This window comes from Rhodococcus daqingensis (assembly GCF_042665615.1).
Lineage (GTDB): Bacteria > Actinomycetota > Actinomycetes > Mycobacteriales > Mycobacteriaceae > Rhodococcus_G > Rhodococcus_G daqingensis.
Genome location: NZ_JBHTCS010000014.1, coordinates 238760 through 255401, shown reverse-complemented (window position 1 = coordinate 255401; position 16642 = coordinate 238760). Strand labels below are relative to the sequence as shown.

General features: G+C 69.3%; 10 protein-coding genes. 6 read left to right on the top strand and 4 right to left on the bottom strand.

Annotated features, from left to right (window positions below):
- On the top strand, positions 1–6067 hold a 6067-nt coding region (locus tag ACFQS9_RS13345; RefSeq protein ID WP_378405366.1), incomplete at its 5' end, for an amino acid adenylation domain-containing protein.
- Here ACFQS9_RS13345 and ACFQS9_RS13340 read toward each other — a convergent pair.
- From ACFQS9_RS13340 to ACFQS9_RS13330, 3 genes are read right to left on the bottom strand one after another with little or no spacing between them, the layout of a single operon-like run.
- The gene (locus ACFQS9_RS13340) at positions 6049–8967 is read right to left on the bottom strand and encodes an amino acid adenylation domain-containing protein (protein ID WP_378405364.1); all 2919 of its coding nucleotides are present in this window, start codon (positions 8965–8967) and stop codon (positions 6049–6051) included. The two genes, ACFQS9_RS13345 and ACFQS9_RS13340, sit on opposite strands and share 19 nt — an antisense overlap.
- Before the next feature lie 40 nt (positions 8968–9007).
- Entirely contained in the window at positions 9008–9838 is an 831-nt protein-coding gene (locus ACFQS9_RS13335; protein ID WP_378405362.1) for an SDR family oxidoreductase, read from the bottom strand.
- Positions 9835–10548: a thioesterase II family protein gene (locus ACFQS9_RS13330; RefSeq protein ID WP_378405360.1), complete on the bottom strand. Its 714-nt coding sequence runs from the start codon at positions 10546–10548 to the stop codon at positions 9835–9837. The genes ACFQS9_RS13335 and ACFQS9_RS13330 overlap by 4 nt, the downstream gene beginning before the upstream one ends.
- 203 nt (positions 10549–10751) lie before the next feature.
- Between ACFQS9_RS13330 and ACFQS9_RS13325 the strand changes: the two genes are divergently transcribed.
- Positions 10752–10976 carry a hypothetical protein gene (locus ACFQS9_RS13325; protein ID WP_378405358.1) on the top strand — a complete coding sequence of 75 codons (225 nt, stop codon included), beginning with the start codon at positions 10752–10754 and terminating at the stop codon, positions 10974–10976.
- Between the two features lie 8 nt (positions 10977–10984).
- Here the strand turns inward: ACFQS9_RS13325 and ACFQS9_RS13320 are convergent, their stop codons facing one another.
- Positions 10985–11611, bottom strand: a complete 627-nt coding sequence (locus tag ACFQS9_RS13320) for a class I SAM-dependent methyltransferase (protein WP_378405356.1) — start codon at positions 11609–11611, stop codon at positions 10985–10987.
- A gap of 108 nt (positions 11612–11719) precedes the next feature.
- Here ACFQS9_RS13320 and ACFQS9_RS13315 point away from each other — a divergent pair, with 108 nt between their 5' ends.
- The 4 genes from ACFQS9_RS13315 to ACFQS9_RS13300 all read left to right on the top strand — a co-directional run bounded on the left by ACFQS9_RS13315 (position 11720) and on the right by ACFQS9_RS13300 (position 16594).
- On the top strand, positions 11720–12286 hold the full coding sequence (locus ACFQS9_RS13315; protein WP_378405355.1) for a LysM peptidoglycan-binding domain-containing protein: 567 nt from the start codon (positions 11720–11722) through the stop codon (positions 12284–12286).
- Positions 12287–12418: 132 nt separating this feature from the next.
- Positions 12419–13996: an FMN-binding glutamate synthase family protein gene (locus ACFQS9_RS13310; RefSeq protein ID WP_378405353.1), complete on the top strand. Its 1578-nt coding sequence runs from the start codon at positions 12419–12421 to the stop codon at positions 13994–13996.
- Positions 13997–14102: 106 nt separating this feature from the next.
- Positions 14103–16403 carry a carbon starvation CstA family protein gene (locus tag ACFQS9_RS13305; RefSeq protein WP_378405351.1) on the top strand — a complete coding sequence of 767 codons (2301 nt, stop codon included), beginning with the start codon at positions 14103–14105 and terminating at the stop codon, positions 16401–16403.
- Entirely contained in the window at positions 16403–16594 is a 192-nt protein-coding gene (locus ACFQS9_RS13300) for a YbdD/YjiX family protein (protein ID WP_378405348.1), read from the top strand. The genes ACFQS9_RS13305 and ACFQS9_RS13300 overlap by 1 nt, the downstream gene beginning before the upstream one ends.
- The last annotated feature ends 48 nt before the right edge of the window (positions 16595–16642 follow it).

Here is a 16642-nt window from a genome sequence, read left to right as displayed (position 1 = left end):
CCTCGACCCCACCACCCTCACCGAACAACCCGACCTCCACATCACCGCCGCCCACGGCGTCGATGCCACCCACTACCCCCTCGCCATCGCCGCCAACGCCGATACCCGACTCCACCTCAAGTTCGAATACCTTCCCGAGATCTTCGGCCGCGCCGAAATGGAGTCCGTCGCCCACCGCGTCGAGTCGGTGCTCGGTGCCGTCGCCACGAATCCCGATGTCCCGCTGGCGCACCTGGCCCTGCTCACCGAATCCGAGCTCGCGGAACTCGCTCCGGTCAGTGTTGGCCCCGGCTGTGCCGTCCGCACCCTGCCGCAGATCCTCACCGACAGCGCCGCAACCCACCCCGAGACCACCGCGATCATCGACGGAAACCGCCAGACCACCTACCGCGAACTCGACCACCGCTCCAACCAACTCGCCCGAGCCCTCATCGCCCGCGGCGCCGGACCCGAAACCCACATCGCACTCGCCATACCGCGCTCCACCGAATCCGTCCTCGCCACCTGGGCCGTCACCAAGACCGGAGCCGCCTTCGTCCCCATCGACCCCACCTACCCCACCGACCGCATCACCCAGATGCTCACCGACTCCGGCGCCACCCTCGGCCTCACCCTCACCACCCACCACAACGAACTACCCGACACCCTCCCCTGGATCCCCCTCGACACACTGCAACTCGACGATGCCGACCAGCACACCAGCGCCCCGATCACCGACACCGAACGACACCGCCCACTGCACCCCGACCACCCCGCCTACCTCATCTACACCTCCGGATCCACCGGCTCACCCAAAGGCGTCACGATCACCCACCGCGGGCTCGCCGGGTTCGCCGCCGCGCTGCTGGATTCACTGTCCGCGGACCAGCACTCGCGCGTACTGCATTTCTCCACACCCACATTCGACGGCTCCGTGTTCGACCTGTTGTTCGCGTTCGGTGCGGGCGCGAGCATGGTGATCGCGCCACCGACCGTCTACGGCGGCACGGAGCTGCAGCGGCTGATCGCCGACCAACGGATCACCCACGGATTCGTGCCCACCGCAGCACTCGCCTCGACCGATCCCGAGGGACTGGAGTGCCTGCGCACCGCCGTAGCGGCCGGCGAGGCGTGCCCCCCGGGGCTGGTGGCCCGATGGGCGCCGGGGCGCAGGATGTTCAATGCGTACGGCCCCACCGAAACCACCGTCATGTCCAACATCTGCGCCCCGATGACCGTCGGCGAGCCGATCACCATCGGCGGCCCCGTCGCCGGCGTCGCCGAACTCGTCCTCGACGCCCGACTACAACCGGTCCCCCTCGGCACACCCGGCGAGCTCTACATCGCCGGCGACGGGCTCGCCCGCGGCTACCACCGACGGCCCGCACTGACCGCCGACCGGTTCATCGCCAGCCCCTTCGGCCGACCCGGCGAACGCATGTACCGCACCGGCGACATCGTCCGCTGGACGCTCGACCCGCACACCGGCGCCCACACACTCGAATACCAGGGCCGCACCGACTTCCAGGTCAAGATCCGCGGATTCCGCATCGAACCCGGCGAAATCGACACCGCCCTCACCAGCCACCCCAACGTCGCCTTCGCCGCCACCACCACGCACACCACACCGTCCGGCGACACCGTCCTCGTCTCCTACGTCCTGCCCGCCGACACGGCAGAACTCCACCCCGCCGAACTCACCACCCACGTCACCGAACGCCTTCCGGCGCACATGATCCCCACCGCCATCGTCGTGCTCGACGAGATCCCGCTGACGCCCGTCGGCAAGCTCGATCGCGCGGCACTGCCGGCGCCCCGGTTCGGCCTGCCGGAAGGGCGACCCCGGTTTGCCACAACTCCGGTCCAGGAGATCGTCGCGGATGCGTTCGCGACGGTCCTCGGGCTCGAACTCCTCGGCGTCGACGCCGACTTCTTCGATGCCGGCGGCAACTCCCTCGCCGCGACCCGCGCGGTCGCCCGCATCAACACCGAACTGCACACCGACATCGGTGTGCGTGCGCTCTTCGACGCGCCCACCGCGCGCGGTCTCGCCGCCCGCCTCACGCCCGGTCGCACCGCACCCGCGCGGCGTCCGGCCCTCACCCCCGTCGACCGTCCCGACCAGATCCCACTGTCACCCGCTCAACGGCGCATGTTGTTCCTCAACCAGTTCGACACCTCCTCGCCGGCGTACAACATCCCGCTGGCGGTCCGCCTCAGCGGCCCCCTCGACTCCTCGGCACTGCTGGCCGCCCTCACCGACGTCGTGGCACGCCACGAATCGCTGCGCACCGTGTTCTCGATCGGCGACGGCGAACCTTTCCAGCAGATCCTCGCCCGCGCGGATGCCACTCCCGACATCGCCGCGGTGCCGATCACCGAAGCCGAAGCGCCGCAACGGATCAGGGATTTCGCCGCGGCCGGCTTCGACCTCACCTCCGAGCTGCCGCTGCGCGCTCGCCTGTTCGAGCTCGACCCGGAGGAGCACATCCTCGCGGTTGTGATCCACCACATCAGCGCCGATGGCTTCTCCGTGGTGCCCTTCCTCCGCGACGTCTCCACCGCATACACCGCACGCGCGGGGGGCCGGCCACCCGCCTGGCCACCGCTGCCGGTCCAGTACGCCGACTACACGCTCTGGCAACGCGAGGCACTCGGCGACGACCAGGACACCGACAGTCCGATCACCACCCAACTCGGGTACTGGGCCCGCACGCTCGCGGGACTGCCCGAGGTGCTGTCGCTGCCCACCGATCGAGCGCGCCCCACCCAGCGAACCCTCCGGGGCGACCGCATCGGCTTCCGCATCGACGCCGACCTTCATCGCGCCCTTCGATCGACCGCCCGCCGCGGCAATTCCACGCTGTTCATGACCATCCACGCCGCCCTCGCCGTGCTGCTGGCGCGGCTGTCCGGCACCGACGACATCGCCGTCGGCACCCCGACCGCGGGCCGGTCGGACCCCTCGCTCGACGATCTGGTCGGCATGTTCGTCGGGACGCTGGTGCTGCGCACCAGGGTTGACCGGGATGAGTCGTTCACGGGCCTACTCGCCCGCACCCGCGACGGCGACCTCGACGCGTTCACCCACGCCGAGGTGCCGTTCGAGCGACTGGTCGAGCTGCTCGCCCCCATCCGCTCCACCGCGCATTCCCCGCTGTTCCAGGTGTCCCTGGAGTTCGACGCTCCGGCGTCCGCGAGCGCGGTGCTGCCACACCTCGACCTGCCCGGGCTCGAGGTGGCCGCCGTGGATGCCCAGATCGATGCGGCCAAAGTCGATCTGGAGCTGGGGCTCACCGAGGAGTTCGACGCCGAGGGCCACCCCGCGGGGATCTCGGCGGGCTTCGCCTTTGCCACCGACCTGTTCGACCCCGGCACGGTCACGCGGTTCGCCCAGCAGTTCGTCCGGATCCTCGAATCCGTCACGACCCGGCCCGACCTGGCAATCGGCGACATCGAGATCGTCGACGGCCACGGTCCCGCAACGGGCACTCCGGCCGTCCCTCCGCGGCTCTGGCCACACCTGCTGTCGAGCGCGGCACGGACCGGCGGCGACTCGGTGGCCGTGTCCGAGGCCGGCCGCGCGCTGACCTACCGTGACCTCGACGCCCGCTCCAACAGGCTCGCCCGTGCTCTGATCGCTCGCGGCGCGGGTCCGGAGACCTGTGTCGCGCTCGCGATGCCCCGGTCGATCGAGTACATCGTCGCGCTGTGGGCGACGGTCAAGGCAGGCGCTGCCTTCGTGCCGGTCGATCCCGGCTATCCCGCGGCCCGAATCCTCCACATGCTCCGCGACAGCGGAGCGGTGCTCGGGGTCACCCTGTCCGCGTATCGCGAGCGGTTGCCGAACACTCACCGGCCCGGTGGTCCGCCGTGGCTGGCCCTCGACGAGCCCGAGGTCGTCCGCCTCCTGGGATCGCACTCCGCCGCCGACCTCACCGATTCGGACCGGACCAGCCCGCTGCGGCTCGACCATCCCGCCTACGTGATCTACACGTCCGGGTCCACCGGCACGCCGAAGGGTGTCATGCTGACCCACCTCGGCCTGGCGAATCTCGCCGAAGAGGAGCGCGAGCACCTGGCCGTGACCGCCGACGCCCGGGTGTCCCACCTCGCGTCGCCGAGCTTCGACGCCTCCGTCTTCGAGCTGATGATGGCGTTCTGCGCCGCCGCGCGGGTCGTGATCGTTCCGCCGACCACGTACGGGGGCAGCGCCCTCGCCGAGCTTCTCGAAGCCGAGCGGATAACGCACACCTTCATCACCCCCACGGCGTTGGCCTCCATCGATCCCGGCGGACTCGACACCGTGCGGGTTCTGACCGTCGCAGGTGAGCCGTGCCCTGCGGAACTCCTCACCCGGTGGGCGCCGGGGCGCAGCATGTTCAACGCCTACGGCCCCACCGAAACCACGATCATGTCCCACATCAGCCAGCGACTGACTGCGGGCGGGCGGGCGCCGATCGGCGGGCCCACCCGCGGATTCACGGCCATGGTTCTCGACGGCCGCCTGCATCCCGTGCCGCCGGGTACCCGCGGCGAGCTGTACCTCGCGGGTCCGGGACTCGCGCGCGGATATCACGGTCGGCACACCCTCACCGCCCAGCATTTCGTCGCCAACCCGTTCGGCGAACCCGGCGACCGCATGTACCGGACGGGTGATCTTGTCCGTTCACTCCCCGATCACACGCTCGAGCACCTGGGCCGCACCGACTTCCAGGTCAAGATCCGCGGCTTCCGCGTCGAGCCCGGCGAGATCGATGCCGCCCTCACCACCCACCCCGACGTCGCGTTCGCCGCCACCCTCGCTCGCCCGGGACCCACCGGTGACACGGCCCTCGTCTGCTACGTGCTGCCCGCACCCGGCGCCGGGCTCGACCCCGGGACGCTCGGCCATCACCTTGCGCTCCGGCTTCCGGCCCACATGATTCCCGCTGCGTTCGTGCGACTCGACTCGATCCCGCTGACACCGGCGGGCAAGCTGGACCGCGCGGCCCTACCCGAGCCCGAGTTCGGCTCGCGGGCCCACCCGTTCCGGGCGGCCCGCACCCGCACCGAACGCGACATAGTCGACTCCTTCCGGCATGTTCTCGGCCTCCGCCGAATAGGACTGGACGACAACTTCTTCGACCTCGGTGGGACCTCTCTGACCGCGATTCGGATCGTCTCCGACATTCGGGCACGGGGCGGCCACGTGATCCCCCTCCAGGCCCTGTTCCTGACCCCGACTCCGGCGGGGCTCGCCGGGTACATCGAGGCCGCGGCGACGGAGCCCGTGTCCGATCTTCTGCGGGTCGTCATTCCGCTCCGGGCCACCGGCACCGCCCCCGCGCTGTTCTGCGTGCATGCCGGAATGGGTCTGGCGTGGGCGTACGCCGGACTGGCACACCACCTCAGCCCGCTTCGGCCGGTCTACGGGCTGCAGCTGCCCAGCATCAGCGGGGGTCCGGTCGCCGAATCGGTAGAGGAGCTCGCCCACCGCTACGTCCAGGAGATCCGGGCCGTTCAGCCGGAGGGCCCCTACCACCTGCTGGGCTGGTCGTTGGGCGGGTTGATCGCGCACGCCATCGCCACCGAACTGTCGGCCGACGGCGATCGGGTCGCGACGCTCGCGCTCATGGACAGCCGGCTCCCGCACCCGGAGGACGCCTCCGCCGCCGAGCTGTCGGCGCCGGAGCTGCTGCGAGGGCTCGGCGTCGAGTCGGAGGGGCTGGCCGACACCGGGACCGTGTCCTACGCGCGCGCCGCCGCACTACTCAACCGCGCCTACGGGCTCGAGTCCGGCGATCTCGACTCCGGCGGCGGAACCGGACTCACCGCCGACCAGCTGCAGCGGATCAGCGAGGGATACGCGAACTCGATCCGGATCTCAGATCGGTACACCCCGCGACGCTTCGACGGGGACATGATCTTCTTCACCGCAACCGGTTCGACGGACGGCGCCGCCCCGTGCTCGGCCGAGGCCTGGCGGCACACGGTCTCCGGTCGGATCCGTGAACATCGGGTGCACTGCGCGCACAACGAGATGACGCAGCCGGTGCCGCTCGCGGAGATCGGAACGATTCTCGAGCGTTACCTCGGCGACGGATAGAGCCGCTCGAGGGTTTCACAGATTCCCCGGATGCTGGGACGCAAGTAGAGCTCGCGCATCGGCAGCACCGGCAGGCCGAGCCGCCGCATCATGCTGTCGGCCTTGATCGCGCACAGTGAGTTGCCACCGAGCTCGAACAGGTTGTCCTCCAGCGTGACCGGGACGCCGAGCAGCGACTCCCAGATGTCGGTCAGCCGATCGGCGATCGAGCCCTGAAGGCCCGCACCCGAGGTGGGTGCACTCGGCTGAGGCGGCGGGATCGGTGACGGCAGTCGGGCCGTGTCCAGCTTCCCGTTGATGGTCAGCGGCATCGACCCGAGCACCGTGACCGTTCGCGGCATCATGTAGTCCGGAAGAAACGTCGCGGCCCGCGCCCGGACGGACGACGCGTTGTGCGAGGAGTCGGCGTCGCCGGTGAGCACCACATATGCGTCGATACCCGGGCCTGCCGGATCATCGGGCCGGTCGGCGGAGATCACGGCGGCCGCGGAGACCGCGGGATCGGCCCGCAGGACAGCGCCGACCTCGTCGAGTTCGATACGGTAACCGCGGATCTGGACCTGGTTGTCCAGGCGGCCGAGATGCTCGAGCGTCCCGTCGCGCCGCAGCCGCCCCCGATCGCCCGTCCGGTACATTCTGCGATTGCCCCGAGCCCGGACGCGGACGAAGCGCTGCTCGGTGAGTTCCGGCCGGTTCAGGTAGCCGACCGCGACCCCCGCACCGCCGACGTATATCTCGCCGACCAGCCCGCTCGGGACCGGGCGTGCCCGCTCGTCCAACACATCGACGATCCATCCCGGCAGCGGCCTCCCCACCGCCTTGTCACCGGCCAGCGCCTGCCCTCGCCGCACGACCTGCGCAGTGACATGGACGGTCGTCTCGGTGGTGCCGTACATGTTCACCAGCCGGCACCGCGACTCCGGGTATCTGTCCAGCCAGGGCAGGAGCATTCGGGTGTCGAGTGACTCGCCGCCGAACACCACCAGGCGGAGTGCGTCGAGCCGGTCGAGGTCCCGATCCGCCACGGCAAGTTGCGCGAACGCCGTCGGTGTCTGGCTCAGCACGCTGACCCGCTCGTCGGCCAGCAGGGTGTGGAATTCCACCGGCGAGCGAGATATCCAGTAGGGCACCACGATCAGCCGCCCACCTGTCAGCAGGGCGCCCCAGATCTCCCACACCGAGAAGTCGAACGCCGATGAGTGAAACAGTGACCAGCAGTCGCCCGGTCCCAGGTCGAACTCGTCGACGGCCGCGATCAACAGCGCGTGCACGTTCCGGTGTGGGATCACCACGCCCTTCGGTCGGCCCGTCGACCCGGACGTGTAGATGACATAGGCGGCGGCCTCCGCATCGACGTCGACGCCTGCCTCGGGCAGCTGGACATCCGCGCCCTCCTGCAGTTCCTCCGGTGACGCCGCCCGTACTCCATCGCCCCACCCGATGTCGCCGAGTCCGGTGACAACCAAGCCGATTCCGGCGTCACCTGCCGTGTAGACGAGCCTGTTGGTCGGATGCCGGACGTCCATCGGGACGAAGGCGGCACCGGCCATCAGCACGCCCAGCATGGTGACGATCAACTCCACTGACCGGTCCAGACAGATCCCGACGCGATCGCCCGATGAGACGCCACACGCGCGCAGCCCACTCGCCAGTCGGCTGGACTGCTCGTCGAGCTCCGCGTAGGTGAGCTGACGGTTGCCCAGGACGACCGCAATCGCGTTCGGCCGTTCGCGGGCCTGCTCCCGAAACAGGTCCTCGAGTCGACGGGGGGAACCCTGGGGTCCCGCGGCCGAGACCCCGGGCACCACATCGTTCGACTGCGTGACGAGTTCCAGATCAGACTGCCGCACAGTCGGATCGAGCCGGCGCAGCCGCTCGACGGTCATGGCCACCTGATGTCCGAACTGCTTCGCCGCAGACGGATCGATCTCCTCGAGCCGGTGCCGGATCCGGAGCACCGGTCCACCGTTCTCGCCTGTCATCGGGATGAGCGTGAGGGGAAAGGGTGGTACCTGGCACGGAACATAGTGCGCTCCAGGAACGGTCACCACATCGAGAACACCGACGTCCCAGCCGCCGATCCGGTCGGGGTGGTTCCCGGCACCCGCGGCACTGGCACACCGTTGATCCTCGCGCTGCAGCACACCGGCCGAGCGCAGCAGGACCTCCTGCAGCACAGACGAAGCCGATGAATCGACGGGGAGAACACGGCACTGCTCGTGGCCACCCAGAGCGTTCGCGGGACGGTTCGGGTCCATACTCCAGATGGCTACGGACACGGAGTCGAGACCTTCGTACCGGCCCAAGACCAGCCCCGCCGCCACGGCGACGGTCGTGGCGGCGTCACCGCCCACTGCTCCGAGCGGGACGTCCACCGTTCCCCCGACCGGTCGCCCGGACGAGTCCCCCACCGCCCACGCGAAGCCAGTCGGGCGGTGCGCATCCCAGGCCGAGGGTCCGACCTCCGGTGCCCGCCCGTCCCGACGCGCCGATGATGGTCGGGCCGAAAAGGATTGGAGTTCGGCCTTGCCGAGAAGGACGTCCGCCACGGCGGCCAGGGACGGGAGATCCAGATCTCGTCTGTCCGACACCAACACGAGATCTGCCGGGCCATCCGAGTATTCGAGCAGCACAACGCGCAGCGGAGGGCCTCCCACGCCCATCGGCCGGTACAGCTCCGATTCGAGATGGCTGCGCGCATCCGCACCCGTCGAGGCCGAGTCCACCCGTTCGATCCACAATCGCGGATGCGCAGCCGTGATCCCCCACCATCGGTCGCAGGCCTCGTGCAGTACCCCTTCGAGCTCCGCAGCCGTGAAGCCCGCCGTCCTGCGCACCGACAACGCGTGGCCGTACGCCGCCCGCGCCAGCCCAGCCCGACCCCATTGGGATTGGTGCATGGGCCCAATTTTACCAAAGAGCGCAGGTCAAGAGGGCTTCTCAGTGTGCCGAGAACCCGCCGTCGACCGTCACCACCGTGCCGGTGACGTGCCGCGATTCGTCGGACCCCAGCCACAGCGCGGCCGACGCGACGTCCTCGGGCTCGACGAGGGCATTGTTCGGCTGCGCCTGCACGAAAATCGACTCGTGCTCGTCCACCGGTATGTCGAGCGATCGTGCGATCTCGGACAGCATCCGGCCCTCGAATTCCGGGCTGTCTCGCACGGAGCCCGGGCACAGTGCGTTCACTCGAACCCTGCTCGGCGCGTAGTCCAGCGCGGCCGCCTTGGTCAGCCCGACGATTCCGTGCTTGGCCGCCACGTAGCCGGCAAAGCGGCTGTAGCCGACGATTCCCGCGGTCGAGGCGATGTTGATGATGCTGCCGCTGCGCTGGGACAGCATGATGCCACCCGCTGCGCGGATCGTCCGCCACGCCCCGGACAGATCGATGTCGATCATCACCTGCCACTCGTCCTCGTCGATCTCGTGTGGGAGTCGTCCCGACGGCGCCGCGATCCCGGCGTTGTTCACGAGGACGTCGAGGCGACCGAAGCGCTCGTGTGCCGCCTCGATCGCGGCGGTGACCTCGCCGAGTTCGCGCACGTCGACTGCCCGCGTCAACACCGAGGCACCGCGGTCGCGACACAGCGCGGCGGTGTGCTCGAGTTGGCTCGCGGAGCCGAGCGGGTAGGGCACCTCCGGCAGGTTCCGTGAGATGTCGATCAGCATCAGGTCCGCGCCCTCCGCGGCGAAGGCGACCGCACAGGCCCGTCCGATTCCCCTGGCCGCCCCGGTGATGACGGCGGTCCGGTCCGCCAGCCGCCCGGTCATCGGGGATCGGGCCCATCGAGGAGAGTCGCGATGAGCCGCAGCAGCGCGTGTGCGTGGTCGGTCAGGTACATGTGCCCGCCGTCGAGTTCCAGCACCGAGGTGTCGGCGGTGGTGGCCTCCCGCCACTCCCCGGCCTGCCCCGCGCTCACCAGCAGATCGTCACGGCCCCGCAGGGCCGAGATCGGAACCTCCAACGGCCCACGCTCCGGAGGCCGGTAGTTCTCGTGCATCTCGACGTCGGCGCGCAGGACCGGGAGCAGCAGTTCGCGCAGCTCGGGGTGATCCAATGCCGGATGGGAGTATCCGGCCAGCTCGTTCACCTGGGCGACGAACTGGTCGTCGTCGAGCTTCGACGCCCGGATCTCCCGGACGGTCGACGGTCCAGGCGACCCGCTGACGAACAATCGCGACAGCGTCACCCCGCCCTCGTCCCCGAGTCGGTGCGCCAGCTCATACGCCAGGACCGCACCCAGGCTGTGCCCGAACAGTGCGACCGAGTCGGCGGCCCGGCAGTCGGGCAACAGTCGCGGCACCAGGTCGTCCATCGCCGCCTCGACCGTGGTCAGCAGCGGCTCGGCGAATCGCTCCTCGCGGCCGGGGAGCTGCACCGGCACTATCCTCAGCCCCTTCGGTGCCACCGCCCGCCAACTCCGGAAGAACGACGCGCCCGAACCGGCGTACGGAAGGCAGATCAGCGCGGCGCCGTCCATGAATGCGCCTCCGATCCGGCTCGAGGTGACAGCCCGACCATTCGACCCTAGGCGTCACGCACGGCACGCGTGTGCAGAACCGGAGGCTCATGGCCTCCGCCCCGTGACACGCCGCGGCCAGGCGCTCACAATGAGGAGAGCGCCATCCGACGGCACACCGGAATCGCGCAGGGTGCGCCACAGCCGCCAGCAGGAGGAACACCATGACCAAGAAACCACTCCGCGCAGCGATAGTGGCCGCCGCAACGGTGCCGATGATCGCGTTCGGCCCGGCGATCGCCGCCGCCGCACCCGCATCGCCGGTCCCCGCCCTCGTCTCACCCGCAATGCTCAATCCACAGCAGGGCCCATTGGGCGCCGCGCTGACCTGCGCGCCCTTGGCCGTGATTCCCTTCGCCGGGGCCCTCGCCATCATGTGTTGGGCCTGAGGCGGCCGCTACCCTCGCTTGCGCGCGACCGTCACCGCCCACGCCGCATCGGCCCGCCACGGCCGCAGGTCCCATGTCGCGAAGCGCTGCTCGAGCACCAGCCCGACCGCCGCCAGGTCCGCATCGAAGTCCCGGACCGAGTACCGGTAGTCCGTCGCGAACCCGGTCACCAGCACACCGTCGTCGGCCAGGTGCGCGGTGAGCCGTTGCAACACAGCACGTTCCGTCCCCGGCTCGAGGAAAATCAGCACGTTCCCGGCCGCGATGACCGCATCGAACACCTCGCCCGGCAGGTCGAGTTCGGCGAGGTCCGCCCGGTGAACGGTCAGCTCCCGGTGCGCCCGCGCGGCCGCCACCAACACCGGATCCAGATCGACCGCGGTCACATGATGCCCACGCCTGGCCAATTCGACGCCGACACGCCCGGTGCCACATCCGGCATCGAGCACCCGTGAACCCGGCGCGATGACGGCGTCGAGCATCCGTGCCTCACCGTGTAAATCCACGCCCTGCGCCGCCAACTCCTCGAAACGCCGGATATAGGCGCGCGATTGCTCCTCGTCCCGTTCGTTCTCCCACCGCGTCACATTGTTCAGACTATGTTCAGATGCCCCGTCAGCCCCAGCAAAACTCATTCGTGCCACGTACGCTCTGTGAGCACGCCCAGGGCCGGATCATGCGGTCCCCGTGCGGATCAGCACTACAAGCGCTTCACCGACGATCACCTCTGAAAGGGGAACAACGTGGCGGACACCTTGCAGGCCGGTTCGAGCCTCGCGGCCGGACAGTCGATCACCTCCAACAACGGTGCGTACGCACTGACGCTGCAGGAGGACGGCAACCTCGTGCTCAGCGAGGGCGGCAACGCTGTGTGGGCCAGCAAGACGAACGGCAAGAGCGCGGTCAAGGCCGACCTGCAGGACGACGGCAACTTCGTGCTGTACACCGAGGGCAACGACCCGGTGTGGGCCTCGCAAACCGCAGGCAACTCCGGCGTCAAGCTGGTCGTTCAGGACGACCGCAACGTGGTGCTGTACGCCGGCGACAACGCCGTGTGGTCGACGGACACCGCCGTCGAGGCCCCCGCCGCCCCCGAGCCCGAGGCCGCCCCCGTCGCACCGGCCGCCGCCGAGGCTCCTCCGGCGCCCCCGGCCCCGCGCACCCACACCGTCGCCCCCGGCGACACCCTCTGGGACCTCGCCACCCACTTCTACGGCGACGGCAACCAGTACCAGCGCATCGCCGACGCCAACGGCATCCCGAACCCGGACGCCATCAACGTCGGCCAGGTGCTGACCATCCCGGCGTAGTACACCCGCTCTGCCGACACGGCGGCCCCGGATTCGTTTCCGGGGCCGCCGTGTCGTTTTCGGCTCCCCGCACTGCCGGGTGCGACACTCGGTCGATCCGACCGGCGAGGGTTCACGACAGGAGGAAGCACCGTGGTGAGATGGCTGATCGTGGCCGGAGTGTGGCTGGCAGGGCTGGCCGCGCTGGCCCTCGCCCTCGCCGTGGGATCCGGCTGGTGGATTGTCGCCGCCGTCGTTGTCGCACTCGCCTGCCTCGGTACCCGGGATCTGCTCCAGCGGCGCCACAGCATCCTGCGCAACTACCCTGTCCTCGGACACGCCCGGTTCCTGCTCGAGAAGATCCGCCCCGAGATCCAGCAGTACTTCATCGAATCAGCCACCGACGGAACGCCGTTCGATCGGGAGACCCGAGACCTCGTGTACGAGAGGGCCAAGGGCACCAAGGACGACGAGCCCTTCGGCACCGAACGGGACGTGCACGCGCCGGGATACGAGTTCATGGCGCACTCACTGCGAGCCCGGCACGCCCCCGAGGCGACACCGACTGTTCGGCTCGGCGGCCCGGACTGCACTCAGCCCTATGACATCGCGCTGCTCAATGTCTCCGCCATGAGCTTCGGCTCGCTGTCCGCCAACGCCGTCGAGGCGATGAACGCGGGCGCCGCGCGCGGCGGATTCGCGCACGACACCGGAGAGGGCGGCATCAGCCCCTACCACCGCAAGCACGGCGGCGACCTGATCTGGGAGATCGGCTCGGGCTACTTCGGGTGCCGCACCGCCGACGGACAATTCGATCCGGACGTCTTCGCCGCGAAGGCGGTCGACCCCCAGGTGAAGGCGATCTCGATCAAGCTCTCGCAGGGCGCGAAGCCCGGCCTCGGCGGTGTGCTGCCCGGCGCGAAGGTCAGCCAGGAGATCGCCGACACCCGAGGCGTTCCGGCGGGGGTGACCGTGATCTCGCCGCCCGCGCACAGTGCCTTCGACACCCCGACCGGGCTCGTCGAATTCGTCGCGACGCTGCGCGCCCTCTCCGGGGGCAAGCCGGTCGGGTTCAAGCTCTGCGTGGGATCGCGTGCGGAGTTCCTCGGCATCTGCAAGGCCATGCTGGAGGCCGGGACCGCGCCGGACTTCATCATCGTGGATGGCTCGGAGGGCGGAACCGGTGCGGCGCCCGTCGAATTCGAGGACCACATGGGCATGCCGCTGACCGAGGGCCTGATGCTCGTACACAACGCACTGGTCGGCGCCGGCCTGCGGGACCGGATCAAGATCGGTGCGTCCGGCAAGGTCGCCAGTGGCAGCGACATCGTCAAACGCATCATCCAGGGCGCCGACTTCACCCTGGCGGCCCGGGCGATGATGTTCGCCGTCGGCTGCATCCAGGCCCAGGCCTGCCACACCAATCACTGCCCGGTCGGGGTCGCGACGCAGGACCGCTTCCGCGGCAGGTCGATCGACGTGCCGGACAAGTCCGCCCGGGTGTACCGGTTCCAGAAGTCGACGGTGGCCAGCGCGAAGCAGATGATCGCCTCGATGGGCCTGGACGGTTTCGACGAGCTGCGCCCGTCCATGCTCAACCGGCGCATCGACGCGTTCACCACGAAGACCTATGCGGAGCTGTACGAGTGGCTGCAGTCGGGCGAGCTGCTCGAGGACCCGCCGGCCAGCTGGCTGAACGACTGGATCGACGCGGACGCCGCCCGGTTCTGACGTTCGGCGCACCCAGCCGACCGCTGACCGACAACCTCCGCACGCGCCATTTCGGCAGCATAGGGTGATGGGCGCCACACCCCAGCACCCATGAGGAGGTCAACACATGGCGACTGCCACCACCCCCGGCACGCCCCCGTCCGACCAGTACATCGAGTATCTGCGCACCGATCCGGACCTGCCCCCGGTCGGCATCATCGACAAGACCCCGATCACGCCGGCGAAGAAGGCCGTCTTCGCGGCCATCGGCCTGCTCGGCGCGATCGCCTGGTCGATGATCGCCATCGTGCGGGGAGAGCAGATCAACTCGGTCTGGTTCGTCATCGCCGCCGTCTGCACGTACCTGATCGCATACCGGTTCTACGCCCGGCTCGTCGAGAACAAGATCGTCAAGCCGCGCGACGACCGTGCGACCCCGGCGGAGGTCCTCGAAAACGGCAAGGACTACATGCCGACCGACCGGCGGGTGCTCTTCGGGCACCACTTCGCCGCGATCGCAGGCGCCGGTCCCCTGGTCGGCCCCGTCCTCGCCGCCCAGATGGGCTACCTGCCCGGCACCATGTGGATCATCATCGGCGTCGTCTTCGCGGGCGCGGTCCAGGACTTCCTGGTGCTGTGGATCTCCTCCAAGCGGCGCGGCCGCAGCCTCGGCCAGATGGCCCGCGAGGAGCTCGGCGTCGTCGGCGGCATCGCGGCGCTGATCGGCGTCTTCGTCATCATGATCATCATCATCGCGGTGCTCGCGCTCGTCGTCGTCAACGCGCTCGCGGAGAGCCCGTGGGGCGTGTTCTCGATCGCCATGACCATCCCGATCGCATTGTTCATGGGCGTGTACCTGCGATTCCTGCGGCCCGGCAAGGTGTCCGAGGTCTCCCTGATCGGTGTCGCGCTCCTGCTGCTCGCGATCGTCTCGGGCGGCTGGGTCGCCGAAACGGGTTGGGGTGCAGACTGGTTCACCCTCTCGAAGGTCACCATCGCGTGGCTGATGATCGCCTACGGTTTCGCGGCGTCGGTGCTGCCGGTGTGGCTGCTGCTCGCACCCCGCGACTACCTGTCCACGTTCATGAAGATCGGCACGATCCTGCTGCTCGCCGCCGGAATCCTGGTGGCCCAGCCCGCGATCCAGATGCCGGCCATGACGGAGTTCGCGAAGAACGGCGAGGGCCCGGCCTTCGCCGGCGCGTTGTTCCCGTTCCTGTTCATCACCATCGCGTGCGGTGCGCTGTCCGGGTTCCACGCACTCATCTCCTCCGGGACCACCCCGAAGATGTTGGAGAAGGAGCGGCAGACCCGGATGATCGGGTACGGCGGCATGCTGACCGAGTCGTTCGTCGCGATCATGGCCCTGATCACCGCGTGCATCCTCGACCAGCATCTGTACTTCGCCCTGAACGCGCCCGCCGCACTGACGGGCGGCACCGCGGAGAGCGCGCCCGACTACCTCAACAACCTCGGTCTGCCGGGCGCGGACATCACCTCGGACGAACTGAACCAGGCCGCCGAGGACGTCGGCGAGGAGTCGATCGTCTCGCGCACCGGTGGCGCCCCGACCCTGGCGTTCGGCATGTCGGAGGTGATGAGCCAGTTCATCGGCGGCTCGAGCCTCAAGTCGTTCTGGTACCACTTCGCGATCATGTTCGAGGCGCTGTTCATCCTCACCACGGTCGACGCGGGCACCCGCGTCGCGCGGTTCATGCTCTCGGACTCGCTGGGCAACTTCGGCGGGCCGGCACGCAAGTTCAAGGACCCGTCGTGGCGGCCCGGCGCCTGGTTCTGCTCGCTGGTCGTGGTGGGGCTGTGGGGCGGCGTGCTGCTGATGGGCGTCACCGACCCGCTCGGCGGCATCAACACCCTGTTCCCGCTGTTCGGCATCGCCAACCAGCTGCTCGCCGCGATCGCGCTGACCGTGGTGCTGGTCGTGGTCATGAAAAAGGGGCTGTTCAAATGGGCATGGATCCCTGCGCTGCCGTTGCTGTGGGATCTCACCGTCACCATGACCGCGTCCTGGCAGAAGATCTTCTCCGACATCCCCGCGATCGGATACTGGGCGCAGCACAACGCCTTCCAGGACGCGAAGGACGCGGGCAAGACCTCGTTCGGGTCCGCGACGACGCCGGAGGCGATGGACGCGGTCATCCGCAACACCTTCATCCAGGGCACCCTGTCGATCGTGTTCGCGGTGCTGGTGCTGATCGTGGCGGCCGTCGGGTTGTACGTGTGCGTCAAGGCCTTCCGGGCCGGCGGACTGCCCGACACGGAGGTCCCACCGGTGCCGTCGAAGCTGTTCGGCCCCGCCGGGTTCATCCCCACGCCTGCCGAGCGCGCCGTGCAGCACGAGTGGGACGAGCTGATCGCCGAGGGCAAGGTCCGCGCCCCCGGCGCGGCGCACACGGTGGGAGGTCATTGATGGACGGACTCGCCCGCGCGCTGCGCGGAGCCCGTTGGTGGATCACCTCGTTGATGGGTGACCACGACTACGAGCGGTTCGCGGCCCATCACCGGCTCTCGCACCCCGGCGTCCCCGTGCCGACCGAGCGCGAGTACTGGCGCGGCCGGTACGCGGAGTCCGACCGCAACCCGGGCGCCCGCTGCTGCTGACCGGTCCCGCGATTCGGACAATCGTCCAGTTCCGGGCGCGAGCGGAAG